15 protein-coding genes and 1 pseudogene are annotated in these 17,874 nt (G+C 44.3%); 10 read left to right on the top strand and 6 right to left on the bottom strand.

Features of this window, described 5'->3' with window-relative positions:
• Positions 1–52: 52 nt before the first annotated feature.
• From AAHT65_RS05660 to AAHT65_RS05640, 5 genes are all read left to right on the top strand, one after another.
• Entirely contained in the window at positions 53–898 is an 846-nt protein-coding gene (locus tag AAHT65_RS05660) for a DUF1206 domain-containing protein (RefSeq protein WP_106360255.1), read from the top strand.
• Positions 899–1,040: 142 nt separating this feature from the next.
• Positions 1,041–1,979: a sugar-binding transcriptional regulator gene (locus tag AAHT65_RS05655; protein ID WP_106360254.1), complete on the top strand. Its 939-nt coding sequence runs from the start codon at positions 1,041–1,043 to the stop codon at positions 1,977–1,979.
• Positions 1,980–2,081: 102 nt separating this feature from the next.
• A complete protein-coding gene (gene deoC / locus AAHT65_RS05650; RefSeq protein ID WP_343311111.1) occupies positions 2,082–2,750 on the top strand; it encodes a deoxyribose-phosphate aldolase in 669 nt (222 codons plus the stop codon).
• A gap of 103 nt (positions 2,751–2,853) precedes the next feature.
• The gene (locus tag AAHT65_RS05645) at positions 2,854–4,035 is read left to right on the top strand and encodes a NupC/NupG family nucleoside CNT transporter (RefSeq protein WP_327853415.1); all 1,182 of its coding nucleotides are present in this window, start codon (positions 2,854–2,856) and stop codon (positions 4,033–4,035) included.
• 28 nt (positions 4,036–4,063) lie between these two features.
• The gene (locus AAHT65_RS05640; protein ID WP_343311110.1) at positions 4,064–5,365 is read left to right on the top strand and encodes a pyrimidine-nucleoside phosphorylase; all 1,302 of its coding nucleotides are present in this window, start codon (positions 4,064–4,066) and stop codon (positions 5,363–5,365) included.
• A 46-nt stretch (positions 5,366–5,411) separates the two neighbouring features.
• Here AAHT65_RS05640 and AAHT65_RS05635 read toward each other — a convergent pair whose 3' ends face one another.
• From AAHT65_RS05635 to hutP, 6 genes are all read right to left on the bottom strand, one after another.
• Positions 5,412–6,800: an amino acid permease gene (locus AAHT65_RS05635; RefSeq protein WP_233529386.1), complete on the bottom strand. Its 1,389-nt coding sequence runs from the start codon at positions 6,798–6,800 to the stop codon at positions 5,412–5,414.
• Between the two features lie 101 nt (positions 6,801–6,901).
• Positions 6,902–7,876, bottom strand: coding sequence for a formimidoylglutamase (hutG, locus tag AAHT65_RS05630; protein ID WP_106360252.1), 975 nt, complete (start codon positions 7,874–7,876; stop codon positions 6,902–6,904).
• On the bottom strand, positions 7,869–9,134 hold the full coding sequence (gene hutI, locus AAHT65_RS05625) for an imidazolonepropionase (RefSeq protein WP_063638277.1): 1,266 nt from the start codon (positions 9,132–9,134) through the stop codon (positions 7,869–7,871). The genes hutG and hutI overlap by 8 nt, the downstream gene beginning before the upstream one ends.
• A gap of 12 nt (positions 9,135–9,146) precedes the next feature.
• A complete protein-coding gene (gene hutU / locus AAHT65_RS05620) occupies positions 9,147–10,805 on the bottom strand; it encodes a urocanate hydratase (protein ID WP_343311109.1) in 1,659 nt (552 codons plus the stop codon).
• A 13-nt stretch (positions 10,806–10,818) separates the two neighbouring features.
• Complete coding sequence (gene hutH / locus AAHT65_RS05615) at positions 10,819–12,339, bottom strand: histidine ammonia-lyase (protein ID WP_268521073.1); 1,521 nt, start codon at positions 12,337–12,339, stop codon at positions 10,819–10,821.
• 112 nt (positions 12,340–12,451) lie between these two features.
• Positions 12,452–12,898 carry a hut operon transcriptional regulator HutP gene (gene hutP / locus AAHT65_RS05610; protein WP_003326246.1) on the bottom strand — a complete coding sequence of 149 codons (447 nt, stop codon included), beginning with the start codon at positions 12,896–12,898 and terminating at the stop codon, positions 12,452–12,454.
• 275 nt (positions 12,899–13,173) lie between these two features.
• Here hutP and AAHT65_RS05605 point away from each other — a divergent pair.
• The 5 genes and pseudogenes from AAHT65_RS05605 to AAHT65_RS05585 form a co-directional block, all read left to right on the top strand.
• Positions 13,174–14,109 (top strand): annotated as a pseudogene (locus AAHT65_RS05605) (thymidine phosphorylase); the annotation flags it as partial.
• A 139-nt stretch (positions 14,110–14,248) separates the two neighbouring features.
• Entirely contained in the window at positions 14,249–14,437 is a 189-nt protein-coding gene (locus AAHT65_RS05600) for a hypothetical protein (protein WP_088118307.1), read from the top strand.
• Positions 14,438–14,796: 359 nt separating this feature from the next.
• Positions 14,797–14,973, top strand: a complete 177-nt coding sequence (locus AAHT65_RS05595) for a hypothetical protein (protein WP_157763281.1) — start codon at positions 14,797–14,799, stop codon at positions 14,971–14,973.
• Positions 14,974–15,140: 167 nt separating this feature from the next.
• Positions 15,141–16,421: a helix-turn-helix transcriptional regulator gene (locus AAHT65_RS05590; RefSeq protein WP_343311108.1), complete on the top strand. Its 1,281-nt coding sequence runs from the start codon at positions 15,141–15,143 to the stop codon at positions 16,419–16,421.
• Between the two features lie 257 nt (positions 16,422–16,678).
• Positions 16,679–17,764 (top strand): serine hydrolase, encoded by a 1,086-nt coding sequence (locus AAHT65_RS05585; protein ID WP_343311107.1) that lies wholly within the window; start codon positions 16,679–16,681, stop codon positions 17,762–17,764.
• Positions 17,765–17,874 lie beyond the last annotated feature (110 nt).

The raw sequence follows: 17,874 nt of genomic DNA, 5'->3' as shown, positions 1-17,874 counted from the left end.
TCGGGAATGAATAAGTAACTTAGTAAGCAAGTTTCCGAGAAAAGAGGGTTGGATGATCATGAATGCGAAAGAAAAAACAAAGCAGGGCGCTTCGAAAGTGAAGGATGAGTCAAAGCCTTGGGTAAGGCGTTTTGGAAGGATTGGCTATTTTTCATTCGGAGGTGTATTTATCTTGCTCGGCATTCTGGCCTTTATGGCTGCCATCGGCGCCGGCGGTGACACGGAGGATTCCGCCGGAGCGCTTCAATCTTTGGCGCGTATGCCGTTTGGGTCGGTCTTGCTTTGGCTGATCGGTATTGGATTGATTGGGTTTGTCATCTGGATGCTGCTGAGCGCGTTTAAAGATTCGGAAGGCCACGGTAAAGGGAAGCGCGGTCTTTCCCGGCGAACCGGAAATGTCATCAGCGCCGTCATATACGCGTCCATTGCCTGGAATGCCCTGCGATTTGCGTTTGACCGAGGTGACGGCAGCAGTTCAGAACAAACATGGTCTGCCTATCTATTAGCCCAGCCGTTTGGTCAATGGCTTGTCGGCCTGACAGGCGCGGGGTTTATCATTTATGGCATCGTCCAGTTTGTGAATGGCGTCCGTGCCGGTTTTATGCGTGATTTCCAAACCTCAAAAATGAATGACCAAGAAAAACGGATTGCCAGAAATACAGGGCGTGCCGGCAATATGGCGCGCGGTATCATTTTTGGTGCGATAGGCTTCTTTCTCATCAAAACAGCCATCACCTCTGATCCCGACGATACAAAAGGATTCGACGGGGCACTTGCTGAGCTGGCGCAGCAGCCGCATGGCAGAGTGATCCTCGGACTTCTGGCCGGCGGGCTTATTTTATACGGAATTTACGGAATGATGAAAGGGAGATATCAATATATGGACTTCAAACGATAAGAACAAAACCTCTCCGCTTCGGCTGAGGTTTTTTTTGTATGGATGATTTGCTATGATGACTGCAGACATTAAACTTCTACAAAAAAGATCAGCTGGAATACTGGCATGCGTAACTATACAATAGGAGTTAAGGAGGTGCGGAATGGACCGGGATAAACAACAATTAAGCATAGAAGCGGCCCGGCTCTACTATCAGTCGGATTACAGCCAGCAGCAAATCGCCGAGCAGCTTAACATTTCAAGGCCTACTGTCTCCCGATTGCTGCAATATGCGAAAGAAAAAGGATACGTCCAAATTCGTGTGTTGGACCCGTTTGAGGACCTGGACGCGCTCGGCACGATGCTGGAGGAGAAGTATGGATTGCTGGAAGCGCATGTTGTGTTTTCTCCTACGGCTGACTACAGGACCATTACACATTACCTGAGCCATTACGGTGCAGAATATATGCATGACGTGATTAAAGACGGCGATATCGTCGGCGTCAGCTGGGGAACCACCATGTATCAGATCGCGCAAAATATGCAGCCTAAGCATGTGAAAGGTGTTGAGGTCGTTCAGCTGAAAGGCGGAATCAGCCATTCCCGTGTGAATACATACTCATCTGAAACGATTCAGCTCTTTGCCGAGGCATTGCAGACGATGCCGAGATATCTGCCGCTGCCGGTTGTGTTTGATAACGCCGAGGTCAAAAAAATGGTGGAAAAAGACCGCCATATTGAACGGATTATTGAAATGGGCAAGCAGGCGAACGTCGCCCTGTTTACAGTGGGAACCGTTCGGGATGAAGCCTTGTTATTCAGGCTCGGCTATTTTAATGAAGAGGAAAAAGCGCTTCTCAAAAAGCTTGGCGTTGGAGATATTTGTTCTCGTTTCTTTGACGCGAACGGGGACATTTGCAGCAGCGCCATAAATGACAGGACAATCGGTGTACAATTGGATGACTTGAGGCTCAAGGAACGATCCATTCTTGTAGCGGGCGGACACAGAAAAATCGCCGCAATTCACGGGGCTTTGACAGGTAAATATGCCAATGTGCTGATCATCGACCAACACACAGCAAAGGCGCTGGCAGACCAATAATGCGTCCGTTTTGTGAAATATGAACAAAATTTCATTTACCAATTTACATATGTTCAAAAGTCAGTTATGCTAAAAATATCTTAAACAAAGGAAGTGCGATAAATGACTGCAAATCTAATTGATCATACAGCTTTGAAACCGCATACACAAAAAGCGGATATTGTGAAATTGATAGAAGAAGCAAAGAAATATCAATTCGCCTCCGTCTGCGTGAACCCGACGTGGGTGCAGTTAGCTGCAAAAGAACTCGCAGGAACCGGCGTTGATGTTTGTACGGTTATCGGATTTCCGCTTGGTGCCAATACGACAGAAACGAAAGCGTTTGAAACAAAGGATGCCATTTCAAAAGGAGCCACAGAAGTGGACATGGTGATTAACATCGCCGCATTAAAAGATGGGGAAAACGACTTTGTTGAAGCGGATATCCGCGGTGTCGTCGAAGCGGCTGCCGGAAAAGCTCTTGTAAAAGTTATCATTGAAACATGCCTTCTCACTGATGAAGAAAAAGAGCGCGCGTGCCGTTTAGCGGTAAAAGCAGGAGCGGATTTCGTGAAGACGTCAACAGGCTTCTCCACAGGCGGTGCAACTGCAGAGGATATTGCTTTAATGCGTAAAACGGTCGGCCCTGATATCGGCGTAAAAGCCTCAGGAGGAATCAGAACAAAAGCCGATGTTGATCAAATGACTGCAGCCGGAGCAAGCCGAATCGGTGCGAGTGCAGGCGTGTCCATTGTGAGCGGAGAGAACGGAGATAACGGAGACAACTATTAATTCAAGCTGCGATGAGCGGAAAGCGGCAAGCTTTCCGCCATATCCTTTAGCTTCATTCTGAGCATTCATTATTGTAAGCGAATACAAATAAAGGAGAAAACATATGAAGTACTTAATTGGGATCGTCGGCTTAATCGTGATTTTGGGGATTGCCTGGCTTGCAAGCAGCGGGAAAAAAAGAGTGAAATATCGTCCGATTATCGTCATGATTATTCTTCAATTTATATTAGGCTACATTCTCCTGAATACGGGTGTCGGAAACTTTCTCGTAGGAGGCTTTGCAAAAGGGTTCGGTTACCTGTTGTTATATGCTGCTGAAGGGGTTAACTTCGTATTCGGCGGTCTCGTGAATGTGAAGGAATACTCGTTCTTCATGAGTGTTCTCCTCCCGATCGTGTTTATTTCAGCTTTGATCGGAATTCTTCAGCACTGGAGAATCCTTCCGTTTATCGTAAAATATATCGGACTCGCTCTGAGCAAGGTTAACGGAATGGGGAAGCTCGAATCCTATAATGCTGTCGCTTCAGCGATTTTGGGTCAATCGGAAGTTTTTATTTCCTTGAAAAAACAACTGGGCCTGCTGCCAAAGCAACGTCTTTACACACTGTGTGCATCAGCAATGTCGACCGTGTCGATGTCGATTGTCGGCTCTTACATGACCCTGCTTAAACCGGAATATGTGGTGACGGCGCTTGTATTGAACTTATTTGGCGGATTTATCATTGCGTCAATCATTAATCCTTATGAAGTAACGGATGAAGAGGATATGCTTGAGGTACAGGAAGAAGAAAAACAATCCTTCTTCGAAGTGCTCGGCGAGTACATTATGGATGGATTCAAGGTGGCGGTTGTCGTAGCGGCGATGCTCATCGGATTTGTAGCCATTATTGCGTTGATCAACGGCATTTTCAGCGCTGTGCTCGGTATTTCTTTCCAAGAATTGCTTGGATATGTGTTTGCGCCGTTCGCTTTCCTCGTCGGTATCCCATGGAATGAAGCCGTTAATGCCGGAAGCATTATGGCGACCAAAATGGTATCGAATGAGTTTGTTGCCATGCAGGCTCTTGCGCAGGATGGCTTTAACTTCAGCGGCCGTACACAGGCGATTGTGTCCGTGTTCCTTGTGTCATTCGCGAACTTCTCATCCATCGGCATTATCGCCGGAGCTGTAAAGGGTCTCCATGAAAAACAAGGAAACGTCGTGGCGCGCTTCGGGCTGAAATTATTATTTGGCGCTACACTCGTCAGCTTCTTAACAGCAACCGTTGTCGGACTGATTTACTGAACTTAATAGAAAAGGACTGGTGATTACAATGAGAATGGTAGATATCATCATAAAAAAACAAAACGGAAAAGAACTCACTTCGGAAGAAATTCAATTCTTCGTCAATGGCTATACAGACGGAAGCATTCCTGATTATCAGGCAAGTGCGCTCGCTATGGCGATCTTCTTCCAAGACATGACAGACCGGGAACGCGCTGATTTAACAAAGGCGATGGTTAACTCTGGCGAAACGATTGATCTCTCAGCCATTGAAGGCATTAAAGTCGACAAGCACTCTACAGGAGGCGTTGGCGACACGACAACACTTGTGCTTGCACCGCTTGTCGCGGCACTCGATGTGCCGGTTGCAAAAATGTCTGGCCGCGGTCTTGGACATACCGGAGGAACAATTGACAAACTGGAAGCCATTGAAGGGTTTCACGTGGAACTGTCAAAGGACGAATTTATTAAGCTTGTGAACCGCGACAAGGTTGCTGTCATCGGCCAAAGCGGCAATTTAACACCTGCTGATAAAAAACTATATGCCCTTCGAGATGTGACAGGAACAGTTAATTCCATTCCTTTAATTTCCAGCTCAATCATGAGTAAAAAAATCGCTGCCGGAGCCGATGCCATCGTTCTTGATGTCAAAACTGGCGCAGGCGCATTCATGAAAACGGATGAAGATGCCGTGAACCTCGCAAAAGCGATGGTTCGGATTGGTAACAAAGTCGGCCGCCAAACGATGGCTGTTATCTCTGATATGTCCCAGCCGCTCGGTTTTGCGATTGGAAATGCGCTTGAAGTGAAAGAAGCGATTGACACGCTCAAAGGCGAAGGCCCTGAAGACCTTCACGAGCTTGTCTTAACACTCGGCAGCCAAATGGTCGTCTTGGCGAAAAAAGCCGCTACGTTGGATGAAGCAAGAGAAAAACTGATAAAAGTCATGAAAAACGGCAAAGCCCTTGAAAAATTCAAAGACTTTCTCAAAAACCAAGGCGGCGACAGCTCAGTTGTTGATGATCCGTCAAAATTGCCGCAGGCTGCTTACAAGATTGACGTTCCTGCGAAAGAAGCGGGTGTCGTCTCCGAAATCGTCGCGGACGAAATCGGCGTCGCAGCGATGCTGTTAGGTGCAGGACGCGCCACAAAAGAAGATGACATCGACCTGGCCGTCGGTATTATGCTCCGCAAAAAAGTCGGCGACAAGGTTGAAAAAGGCGAAGCGCTGGTAACACTCTATGCCAACCGCGAGAACGTCGATCAAGTGACGGAGAAAATCTATGAGAACATACGGATCTCGGAAAAAGGAGAGGCACCGAAGCTGATCCATACGTTGATTACAGAATAAGAATAAAAAACAGCACATCCCGTTCTAATGGGATGTGCTGTTTTTATTAAAGAATTTCATCAATCGGATATTCTTCTTGTCCAGCTTCTTTTGTTTGATTGAGAGTTCTTTTTTTGAAAAAGTGGATGAGATAGCATAGGAGAATACACGGGATTCCGCAAAAGAGTGCGATTCTCTGGTTGGGATCAAAAGCGAGACCTATACAAGAAGCAAAACATAAGATAAGAGCGGCGATGGGAACGAGAGGATAAAGCGGTGTGCGAAAGATTAAATCGTTTACATTCCCCCCTTTTTTAAGGAAGTTTTTTCGGAATAATATTTGCGACATCGCGATGCTCATCCATACAACGACACCTGCAAATCCGGCAATCGCTACCAGCACCACATATACCGTTCCAGGCGCCACAATACTTGAAATCAGAGATAAACAGGATACGGCCATGCTGATCATTAGGGCATTAAGAGGAATGCCTTTCTTTGTGATTTTTTTAAAACGGGAGCTGATCATGTTTTCATTAGCTAAAGACCACAGCATACGGGTTGAGGCGTACAGGCCTGAATTTGCCACGGACAGTAAGGCTGTTAGAATAACAAAATTCATAATATCTGCGGCGTAAGGTATGCCGATTTCCGAAAATACTGCCACAAACGGGCTTTCAATCACTCCGGCTTCTTTCCATGAAATCAGCCCGGATAAGACGAAGATGGCGCCTATGAAAAAAATAACTGTTCTCCAAGCAACATTTCGAATCGATCGCGGTATGTCTTTTTCTGGGTTTGCGGTTTCTCCTGCCGTAATCCCGATCAATTCTGTTCCTGAAAAGGCAAAGCTCACAGATATCATGGCGATAAATACAGCGAGAAAGCCATTCGGAAACAATCCTCCATGACCTGTGAAATTTGAAAACATAGGAGCTTCAGCCGTCCCGTTTAATGAGATCAAGCCAAACATGGCGGCGCCTCCTAAAATGATAAATAAAAGGATGGTGACGATTTTTACACTGGAAAACCAAAATTCTGTTTCAGCGAATAATTTGACTGAAAACGCATTGGCTGCGAAAAGAATAGCCGCAAAAATCGTACTCCACATCCAAACGCTGCTATCAGGAAACCAGCGCTGCATGAGGATGCCGGAAGCGGTAAACTCTGAACCTACCGTGACCACCCAATTCACCCAGTACATGATGCCGACCATAAAGCCTGTAGAAGGCCCGATGAATGTTGTGGCGTACTTTTGAAAGGAACCGGTCACCGGCATGGCAACCGATAATTCACCGAGACACTGCATCACAAGATACATCATCAAGCCGCCGATTAAGTAAGCGAGGATCGTACCGCCGGGACCGGCTTGGCTTAGCGTATACCCCGTACTGAGAAAAAGCCCTGTCCCAATGACACCTCCCAATGAAATCATAAATAAGTGCCTGCTTTTCATTGTGCGTTTCAATTGCTGGCCGCTGCTTTTATGAAGATCCACTATTCGGATTCCTCCTTTTGAATGAAGTTTGTCTTACAGAAGAATGCTCCGGCAGCCATTTATATCTGCCGGAGATCATGTTGACGGGCGAGCTTAATTCCTTTTAACGCATGCAGCATCACGTGCGCTGCGGCTCTGCTGGTCATGTCTCGAAAATCGAGGGTAGGATCGACCTCAACGATTTCAATCCCGGCAACACGCGGATCTTGTGCTATATACCTGACAGCTTGAAGTAATTCGTCGGTATATAAGCCCCCGGGACCGATCGCCGGACAGCCCGGTGCATGGGATTGGTCCAAGACATCCATATCAACCGATATGAAAATTGAGTCTGTTCTTCTTTTAACGGTGTCCAAGACGTTTTTAATGGTTGGGACAAGCCCTTTTTCACGAATCATTCCCATCGTATGTATGTCCACGTTATGTTTCTTGGCGTATTCTTCATACGACAAGCTGTTGCTGAATTCTCTGATGCCCAGCTGAATCAGGTTTTGGCCTTCAATGATGTCTTCATCCAATAGCCGGCGGAAGGGAGTGCCGTTTGTCGGCCCTCCGTCTTCCGTATTACGAACGTCATGATGGGCATCAAATTGAAAAACGGCTGTTGTCCCTTTCAATTGTGCGATTGCTTTTATGGTGGAATAGCTGATGGAATTATCTCCCCCAAGTATAAGCGGCACCCAATCAGGGTGATCAGTAAGCAGTTCATTCATAGTGTGATAGATTTGCTCGTGTGATTTTACAATATCAGTCACATGAATATCGATATCCCCCAGGTCATAAAGAAGGTCTGATATGACATGTCCTCCAAGCTCCGCAGAATAGGCGGATGTACTGCCTAGAGCCTGGCGGATTGTGCCGGGGGCAAAAGAAGCTCCGGAATGGCTGATGGATGATTTAGAAAGGGGGACGCCTATCAGCGCCGGCCCCTTAATGACCTGGCCGTCCCATTTTTTCGTCAGGTCACTCATTTTGGTTACATCTCGATCTTTGAACGGTGAGCCGGCCTCTTTGAGAAAAGGATATTTACCCAAGAACCGCTCCCTCCCTGCTGATAACCAATTTGCCGTCTTTTATGACTTGATGCACGTGATTTACTCCATAGTGATACGGGATGTACATGTAATTCGGCGCTTCCCAGATGACGAGATCGGCTGTGCGTCCGGTTTTGAGCTGTCCCGCTTCTTCTCCTTTTCCAATAGCATATGCGGCATTGACTGTTACCGCATGCCATATTTCTTCAGCGGTCATTTTCAGATGAAGCGCGGCAATCGACATGATCAGCTGGATATTCTCAGTCGGTGAGCTGCCTGGGTTAAAGTCCGTTGCCAAGCTGACACGTACACCCGCATCAATCATGTCTCTTGCTCTGGCATATGTGTGTTTGCCAAGGTAAAACGTTGTGCCAGGCAAGAGGACGGCGATGGTTCCTGATTCAGCCATTTGCTGTATGCCTTCATCTGAGGCGCCCACCAAATGATCGGCTGAGACAGCTCTAAGCTCAGCTGCCAATTCAGCACCGCCCAGCGGATCAATTTCATCAGCGTGGATTTTTAATCCAAACCCCGCTTCAGCCGCTTTTTTTAAATAACGGCGGGATTGGCTGACTGTAAAAACGCCCGTTTCTGTAAAAATATCAGCAAATGCAGCGAGCTCTTTCTCTTTTATTTCCGGCAAGAGCTCCAGCATCCGATCCAAAAATTCATCAGGGCTGTCCTTATCTTCAGGAGGAATGGCATGAGCCCCCATGAACGTGGAAACAAGGTCAATTGGCTGGCTCTCATGCAGTTTTTTTGCCACGCGCAATTGTTTGAACTCTGTTTCTTTCTCCAAGCCGTAGCCGCTTTTCACTTCAGCTGTCGTTGTGCCGTAGGACAGCATTCTTTTCAGGTGAAAATGCCCTTTTTGCAGCAGCTCTTCCTCCGAAGCCTCCCTGGTATGTTTGACAGTGGACAAAATACCGCCGCCCTGCGCCAGAATGTCCAAATAAGACATGCCCTGAATCTTAAGATTCAACTCTTTTTCCCGAGACCCTCCAAACACAAGGTGGGTATGCGGATCGACAAGTCCCGGCGTAACAAGCCTTCCCCCGCAGTCAATGATGTCGGCTGCCGCGTATTCGGCTTCAGCCCCTTTTTTTCCGGCAAATACAATTTTCTGATTGTCGATGCCGACGACAGCGTCCTCTATCACATGAAGATCCTGCATGCTCTTACCCGTGCGGGGACCGCTGCTTTCCATCGTTAAAAGCTGTCCAATGTTGATGAGAATCGTATCAATTTGTTTTGCCATGTCATCACTCCTTTATTTTTGCATCGGCACGATAATGTCCTGTTTTTTCGCTACTTCCACGGCACGCTCATATCCCGCGTCCGCATGGCGGATAATGCCCATTCCAGGATCACTTGTTAAGACCCGGGCGAGCCGTTCGTCGGCGAGCTCACTTCCATCGGCTACCGCCACCATACCGGCATGAAGAGAATATCCCATTCCGACGCCGCCGCCATGATGGAAGGAAACCCAGCTTGCACCTGCAGCCGTGTTCACAAGTGCATTGAGAACAGCCCAATCGCCGACAGCGTCACTCCCGTCTTTCATCGCTTCTGTTTCTCGGTTTGGAGAGGCAACAGACCCGCAGTCCAAATGGTCTCTTCCGATGACGACAGGCGCTTTTAGTTCCCCATTTCGAACCAACTCGTTAATGGCAAGGCCCATCTTTTTCCGTTCTCCGTATCCAAGCCAGCAAATACGCGACGGTAAGCCTTGGAATGCGACTTTTTCCTGGGCCATATTGATCCAGCGGTGCAGCGCTTCATTTTGCGGGAACAGTTCTTTCAATAACGCATCAGTCCGGTAAATGTCTTCCGGGTCGCCGGAAAGTGCCGCCCAGCGGAACGGTCCTTTTCCCTCACAAAATAAGGGGCGGATGTATGCCGGAACAAACCCCGGAAAATCAAAAGCCTGATCCAGTCCTTCATCTTTTGCCACTTGCCGGATATTGTTGCCGTAATCAAATACAATGGAGCCCTTTTGTTGAAATGCCAGCATGGCTTCCACATGTTTTTTCATACTTTGCTTAGAGAGGCGCACGTAAAGGCCTGGATTTTCTTGCCGCAAGTGATCGGCATCATCAAGCGAATAACCTTCAGGGACATAACCGATTAACGGATCATGGGCAGACGTCTGATCGGTGACAATATCAATGGTGACGCCGCGGTTCAGAAGGGTATGGTGAACCTCTGCCGCGTTCCCGAGAAGGGCGATGGACAGAGGCTTACCTGCTTGCTTTGCCTCTTCTGCCCACGCCAAGGCTTCTTCAATGGAGGCTGTTTTTCGATCACAATATTTTGTTTCAATTCGCTTGTCGATGCGTTTTTCATCAACCTCAACAGCGATCACAACTCCGTCATTCATCGTGACAGACAGCGGCTGGGCGCCTCCCATCCCGCCAAGTCCGGCTGTCAGCGTCAATGTCCCTTTCAAGCTTCCTCCGAAATGCTGTCTCGCAAGCTCTGCAAAAGTTTCATAGGTTCCTTGCAAAATGCCTTGTGAGCCAATGTAAATCCAGCTTCCCGCCGTCATCTGTCCGTACATCATTAAGCCTTTTTTCTCAAGCTCGTGAAAATGCTCCCAATTCGCCCATTTCGGGACAAGAACAGAATTAGCCAAAAGCACGCGCGGGGCCTGCGGATGGGTACGGAACATGCCGACGGGCTTTCCGGATTGAACGAGCAGTGTTTCGTCATTTTTTAACGTTTTCAAAGAACGTTCTATCGCGTGAAAAGCGTCCCAATCCCGCGCGGCTTTGCCGATCCCGCCATAAACAATGAGGTCTTCTGGTTTCTCAGCGACATCCGGATCGAGATTATTTCGAAGCATGCGCAGCACCGCTTCTTGTTCCCATCCTAAACATTCAAGCTCTGTTCCCCGGTTGGACCGGATTGATTTTTTTACATCAGTCATAAGTTCGTCCCCCTTAGTTTGTCATCAGTTCTTGATTCTGTTGATCTGGCAAAAAAGATTCCTTCTTCAGCCAATCATTCAAATGCTCAATGTCATAAGCAAAGACACGGTCTTGCTGAATGGATGGCACGACTTTTCTCATTTCGTGAAAAAGCTGTTTTGTATAAGAGGCTGCGTTTTCTATGCCTCTGTATTCGACAGCCTGCAACGCGCAAATCGCTTCAATCGCAATCACTCTTCTCGTATTGGCAATGACTTGATAAGCATGCCTTGAAGCGATGGTTCCCATGCTGACGTGGTCTTCTTGGTTGGCGGATGACGGAATAGAATCCACACTCGCGGGATGGGCCAGTGTTTTATTTTCAGAAACAAGAGAGGCCGCGGCATACTGCATAATCATCGCGCCGGATTGCAAGCCGGGCTGAGGGCTTAAGAATGGCGGCAGATCATTCAGCTGCGGATTCACAAGCCGTTCTATTCTGCGCTCCGCAATATTAGCGAGCTCTGCTGTTGCAATCTTTAGAAAATCCATTGCAAAGGCGATCGGCTGTCCGTGAAAGTTTCCGCCTGAAATGATTTTGTCACCGTCATTGAAAATGAGCGGGTTATCTGTGGCCGCGTTCATCTCAATCTCTAATTTTTCTTTAACATAGCCTAACGTCTGCCATGTCGCACCGTGCACCTGCGGAATACAGCGCAGTGAATATGCGTCCTGCACCCGCAATTCGCCTTGAGATGTCGTCAGTTTGCTGTCTGACAGGTAAAAGCGGATTCGTTCTGCCACATCAATCTGTTCCTGATAGCCGCGGGCTGAGTGAATATCTTCATCAAACGCATCCATAATTCCGCGAAGCCCTTCAATCGTTAAACTGGCAATGCGCTCTGATTGAAAGGCTAGTTTTTCAGCTTCAATGTAAGAGACGACGCCCATAGCGGTCATGGCCTGTGTGCCGTTAATCAAGGCAAGCCCTTCTTTTGACGTCAGCGTGACCGGCTGAATACCAGCTTTTTTCAACGCCTGCATCGTCGGCATCCGTTCTCCTTCAAAAAAGACCTCTCCTTGCCCGATCAGCGCAAGCGCCAGATGAGAAAGCGGAGCCAAATCCCCGCTCGCTCCAAGTGATCCCTGCTGGGGAATGACCGGATGGACACGTTTATTTAAAAACGCCAGCAAATGTTCAATCAGCTCAGCACGTACACCGGAAAAACCTTTTAACAGTGCATTCGCGCGTAAAAGCAGCATAGCCCTTGAAACAGACTCTGGAAAAGGTTCGCCGACTCCGCAGGCATGAGAAAGAATTAAATTCAGCTGCAGGGCCGCCGCGTCTTCTTTTTGAATCAATACATCACTGAATTTTCCAAAACCGGTGGTAATGCCATAGATTGTTTTTTCTTTCTGAACAATCCGTTCCACTGCTGCTCTGCTCTTTTTCACACGCTCCATGCTTTCTGCGGAAGCCGCTGCCTCTTCAAAATCAAACAGCACACGAGCTACGTCCGCCGTTGTCAGTGAGGAACCGTCTAATGTCACCATAAACCCAACTCCTTTGTCTTTACTTTGATAAAGCGCCCATACAAAAAGGGGCTATGCTGTGAAAATCTGATTTCACGCATAGCCCCCTATCGTCTAAGATCTATGGGCTGTTTCATATGTGATTAATTCCTACGCCGAATGTCTCATGCTCAAGTCCCTTAATCGGCGCTCCGATCGTTCCGTAAAGCGAGACGGCAATCCAATCACCTTCCGCTTCACTTTCATAAGGATTTCCTCTCAGAACGGCGAATCTCAAACCGACCGTCCGAAGCAGCGATCCAAGCAGCATCTCACCCCTTGTCACACCATGTAAGGCCTCCATCGTCGCATGATAAAGCGCATGCGATTCACGATAACCCTCTGACTGAATGACACCGCCTTTTTTGGAAGCGGTTTCAATTGCGGCTACTACCTTATGCGCATCCATTGAGCCTACCTTCCCGAGACAGACTTTCCAGCCATCTCGCTCAAGCTCCCCGACCCGCTTGCTTTCTTCAGACTCATTGAGCAGAAGAAGAACAGACAGTCGGCCGATGCGGCGTTCTTTGTGTAATGTCATATATGAATCACTCGATTCTGAAATATTCTGATAACTAGTAACTGAGTTTTATATTAAGTGTTTATTTCGCAGAAGTCAAAAGTTTTTTTACATTCTTTAGCATGGCAGATTGGTAATGTGATATAGAAGCTTCACCATACAACATTCCAAAAGTCCGCAGCATCAAAGACCTGATCCATGACCCCGAGATTGACACCATTCTGATCTTTACCGTTTCTAAAGTTCATGCGGAGCTTACAATAGCCGCGCTGGAATCACCTATCCGTTTGAATTTGAAAAACTCCGGCCGCGGTCTTGGACATACGGGAGGAACAATTGACAAACTGGAAGCTATTGAAGGGTTTCTTTCACGTGGAACTTTCGAAACAAGACTTTATCAATCTTGTGAATCGCGACAAGGTTGCCGTCATCGGCCAAAGCGGAAATTTAACGCCGGCAGATAAAAAACTGTACGCCCTGCGTGATGTAACGGGCACGGTGAATTCCATCCCGCTTATCGCTAGCTCCATTATGAGCAAAAAAATCGCTGCCAGTGCGGACGCGATCGTGCTTGACGTGAAAACGGGAGAAGATGCCGCTGAACTCGCGAAAGCAATGGTATGAATCGGCAACAAAGTCGGCCGCCAAACGATGGCTGTTATCTCTGATATGTCCCAGCCGCTCGGCTTTGCGATCGGAAATACGCTTGAAGTGAAAGAAGCGATTGACACGCTCAAAGGCGAAGGCCCTGAAGACCTTAATGGGCTTGTCTTAACACTCGGCAGCCAAATGGTCGTGTTTGCGAAAAAAGCAGGTACATTAGACCCAAGCTGGAAGAGGTTATGAAAAACAGCAAAGCGCTTGAGAAGTTCAAAGATTTCTTGAAAAAACAAGGCAGTGACAGCTCGATTGTTGACGATCCGTCTAAGCTTCCGCAAGCGGCTTATCACATTGATGTGCCAGCAAAAGAAGCGGGTGTCGTCTCCGAAATCGGTGTCGCAGCGATGCTGTTAGGTGCCGGACGCGCCACAAAAGAAGACTAAATTGATTTAGCTGTCGGCATCATGCTCCGCAAAAAGGTCGGCGACAAGGTAGAAAAAAGCGAACCACTTGTCACGCTCTATGCCAACCGCGAGAACGTCGATGAAGTGATCGTAAAAGTATATGCCAACATCTGCATCGCAGCGGAGGTAGAGGTGCCGAAGCTGATTCATACGCTGATTACGGAGTAAGGAAAAATAAAATAAATTCTGTAAACACTACTCAATTGTTTTGTTTTATAGACAATTGAGTAGTGTTTTATTTTGAAAAATTTAACTTAATAAGAAGTAGAATCATTAAGAAACTACGTACGCCAATGGAAAAACAGAGGTGATTGAAGAAGGAGAAACCGCAAAAGGGTTGAACTATGAAGTAAAGGGTATGCAAAATGCATTCCTGCATCAAACAGGCATCCAAACCATCAGCTTCTCAAGAGATGTGATGGAGATCATGGACAATGTAAGAGAACAGTGGGAAATCACCTACCCGTTTGAATATGAAAACATCCGGTCTTCCTAAAGGGCCGGTGTTTATCCATATCGATGTCATTCTATCATAAGATGAAATGCAGTGGAATAAAAGCGTTTTACATTTTAGGAATGAGTGAGAACGTACACATGAAAAGCTGTTTGTTTCATTTATGTTTCTTAATGTCTTTTTGAGAAAAAGAGATTTTTCTTTGGAACCTTTCATAAGTGTAAATCGTACCTAAATTATGAAACTTCATATAGGAAGTTAACATAAAACAGCATCTAAAATTTTGGTTATGATGTGAAAAAGGCATTGCATAGTTCGAGGACCTTTTCACATTTATATCTAGGCAAAGTTGATTGTTAGAAAAACATGTTTGTACTAGTTGAAAAAGAGGAGGGGAAGATTTGTCTAGGAAAACACTTGGAAAAATAATGGTAGTTATCGGTGCAATTGCTATGGTAATAAATGTGATGTTTTTTAAATCTGGTGAATATTATGATTTGGTTCGTAGATTATCTTTTGTGATGTTTATACTGGGTATTCTTTTGGTTCCTACCTACTCAAAACCCCAGAAAGACTAATATCGTACAAAACTAGCACCAAGAGGTATTTAGGACCTCTTGGTGCTTTTTGAAAAATTGACATACATTTAAAGTAAAGTTATTATTTGTTAATAAGGTGTGAGTTAACCTTTTGAATGGTGCAGATTAAGGTAAAAACTAAATTTATGCTTAAAGAGGCTGGAGACATGAAAATTACTATACCACCTATTAACTTTGGTCGGCTCATTTTCTTACATAGAATTGAAAAGAGACTGACTCAAGATCAGCTTTCAAAATCTATTTGCTCGATTCCCTATTTAAGCAAGCTGGAAAATAATAAGATTAGTCCGAGTAAAGATATTCTCAATCACCTATTAAATAGACTTGAGATTGAAATTGAGAAGGTACAAAGCGAGTACAAGGAACTAATCCACGTTGTTGAACAGTGGTATGAGTCTATTATTATCAAAGATAACCAGCTAATTAATTCTTACAAAAAGAAGGCGAGAAATTATCAGAAGAAAAGACTACCGCCGGATCTTTCGAATTTTGTTCAGTTGTTAGAAATCAGAGATGCTTTATATGTCAAAGATATTGACGCTGCTTCAAAGAAGATATTGAGTTTACAAAAGATTCGAAAGAATATGTCTGTTCAGGTCTGGAATTATTTCACCTATTTCAAAGGAATTTTATATTGCTTGAAATCTAATTATTTTCTGGCAAAAAACTTATTTTTAGAGGCTGAACAGGGATTTATATCACAAAAAGCCAATCCACTTCCCGAACTTTACTATCACCTGGCTTTTGCCAATAGTCAACTCCACGATATCTCAATGGCTATTTATTATGCAGAAAATGCAAAGCACCTGTTTACCCAGCAATTAAAATATAACCGTATTATTGAATGTGATTTAATTATCGGAATTAACCTGACAAGACAAGAACGATACATTGAAGCAAAGGAGAAATTTAACACAATTATTACTATGTGTAAATCAAACAAATATTATTATCTGTGTGCGAAAGGTTTACACAACTTAGCATACCTAGAATCACAAAAAGGAAACAATCGAAATGCTATTAGATTTTATGAAGAAAGTCTTTTATTTAAAGAGGTAAATGAGAATTCCTATTTAAATACACTGCTTCATCTTTCTGAGGAACATTTGAAGCTTAATGAAAAAGAAAAAGCTTATAAAATATATAATAAGGTTATTACCTATTATTCTACATATAATCTATCAAAAGAATACTACTATAAGGCAAAAGTAGAAAAACTAAAATTTGAGGGGGAAATCGAAGAACTGATTACACTCCTTGAAGAAGAAGTCATTCCCTATTTTGAAAAGATAAATAATGTTATCTATTTGAGCAAAATTCTTTATATTACAGCTGGCATGTTTGAAAAAGAAAGAAAGTATAAAAAAAGCAGTGAATATTACCAAAAAGCTTATAGACTGTTGTCCTTGAAGAAAGGGGTTATATAAATGAGTTTTATGAGAAATTGTCTGCTGGTTATCTTAACCAAAGGTATGTTAACGGTTACAGAGATTCTGTCATTAATTGAGATAATTATTGATCATTCTATACTATTAGTAGATCATCCAGATCCAAACTAACTGTTATGCCAACTTTATAACATCGCAGTAGTAAAGATAACTTAATCCAGTAATTGCATTAAAGTGAGGAAAATAAGTATGTCTTGTATATTAGAAAGTACAGATAAAAGGGAGGACTTTCATATTTGTTTGAATTTACTATTATTATTGGAGTCCTTATTTTAACCATTGGAGTAGTAATAGTCCTTTATTTTAAAAAGGTAACCAATAATCCTTTTGTTGCAATAGACTATGCAAAAAAAAGGAAAGAAAATAAGGATGTTTCTCTGATCATTACAAGAAACCAAACTGAGTTGATCTCTATTAATCCGAACATTACCATGCCTTTGGCCAGCACAGTAAAAATAATAGTGGCAATCGAATTCACGAGGCAGGCAAGTGAAAATATCATTGATGTAAATACATCCATACCTAATGAAAAGCTTCTTAAGTATTATCTAGAGGGAACTGATGGAGGAGCACACAAGCTATGGATCGAAAAATTTAATGATAAGCCTTCCTATACACTTAAAGAGATTGCTATCGGAATGATAGCCTTTAGTTCAAATGCCAATACAGAGTTTCTTATGGACTATTTAGGTTTGAAATCCATTAATGAAGTTCCAGAAACTTTAAATCTTAGTCATCATACTATGATATTTCCAATCGTATCATCTTTGTATATACCTTCCTATATTAGTCAAATAGAAAAGATTAAAAAGAAAGATCAGTTATTAAAACGTTTGATAGAGATGCCTGAAAAAGAATATATAGATTATTCTCTTACGATTCATGAGCACCTTAAAAATGAGGAAAAGCACGAATTTATGGAAAAAGTTTACCTTGAATATGAGTTTCAGAAAGTCTGGTCTGAACGCTTGCCGGCAGGATCAGCGTCTGATTATCTAAAGGTAATGAGAATGATCAATTGCAGAAAACAATTCAATCATGATATGCAAAATTATTTAGAAGAACTACTAGGATATGCTCTGTTTTCTAATGTGAATAACAGGAAGTGGATAGAGAGAGGCGGCTTTAAAGGAGGTTCCACTTTATTTGTGTTCACTTATGCTTCTTTTTCTACAGATAAGGATGGAAATCAAACAGAGCTTGTTTTCTTCTCTAATAATTTAAATGCATTAACAGCCAAACGATTACAGCTTAATTTCAATCAATTTGTCCTTAACACTTTAACAGACGAATCCTTTAGAAAAAAACTAATTAATAAATAATCAAAAGCACAATATGTTTAGAAAAACGCTTTAAAATCTAGCGAAAAAAGTCTTAAATCACCAAATTTTTATCAATACCATATTTTCCTATTTATGATAGAATAAGATAT

Source organism: Bacillus atrophaeus (genome assembly GCF_039519175.1).
GTDB classification, from domain to species: Bacteria; Bacillota; Bacilli; order Bacillales; family Bacillaceae; genus Bacillus; species Bacillus atrophaeus.
Note: the sequence above shows the minus strand (reverse complement) of the source record. Positions and strands in the feature narration are given on the sequence as shown.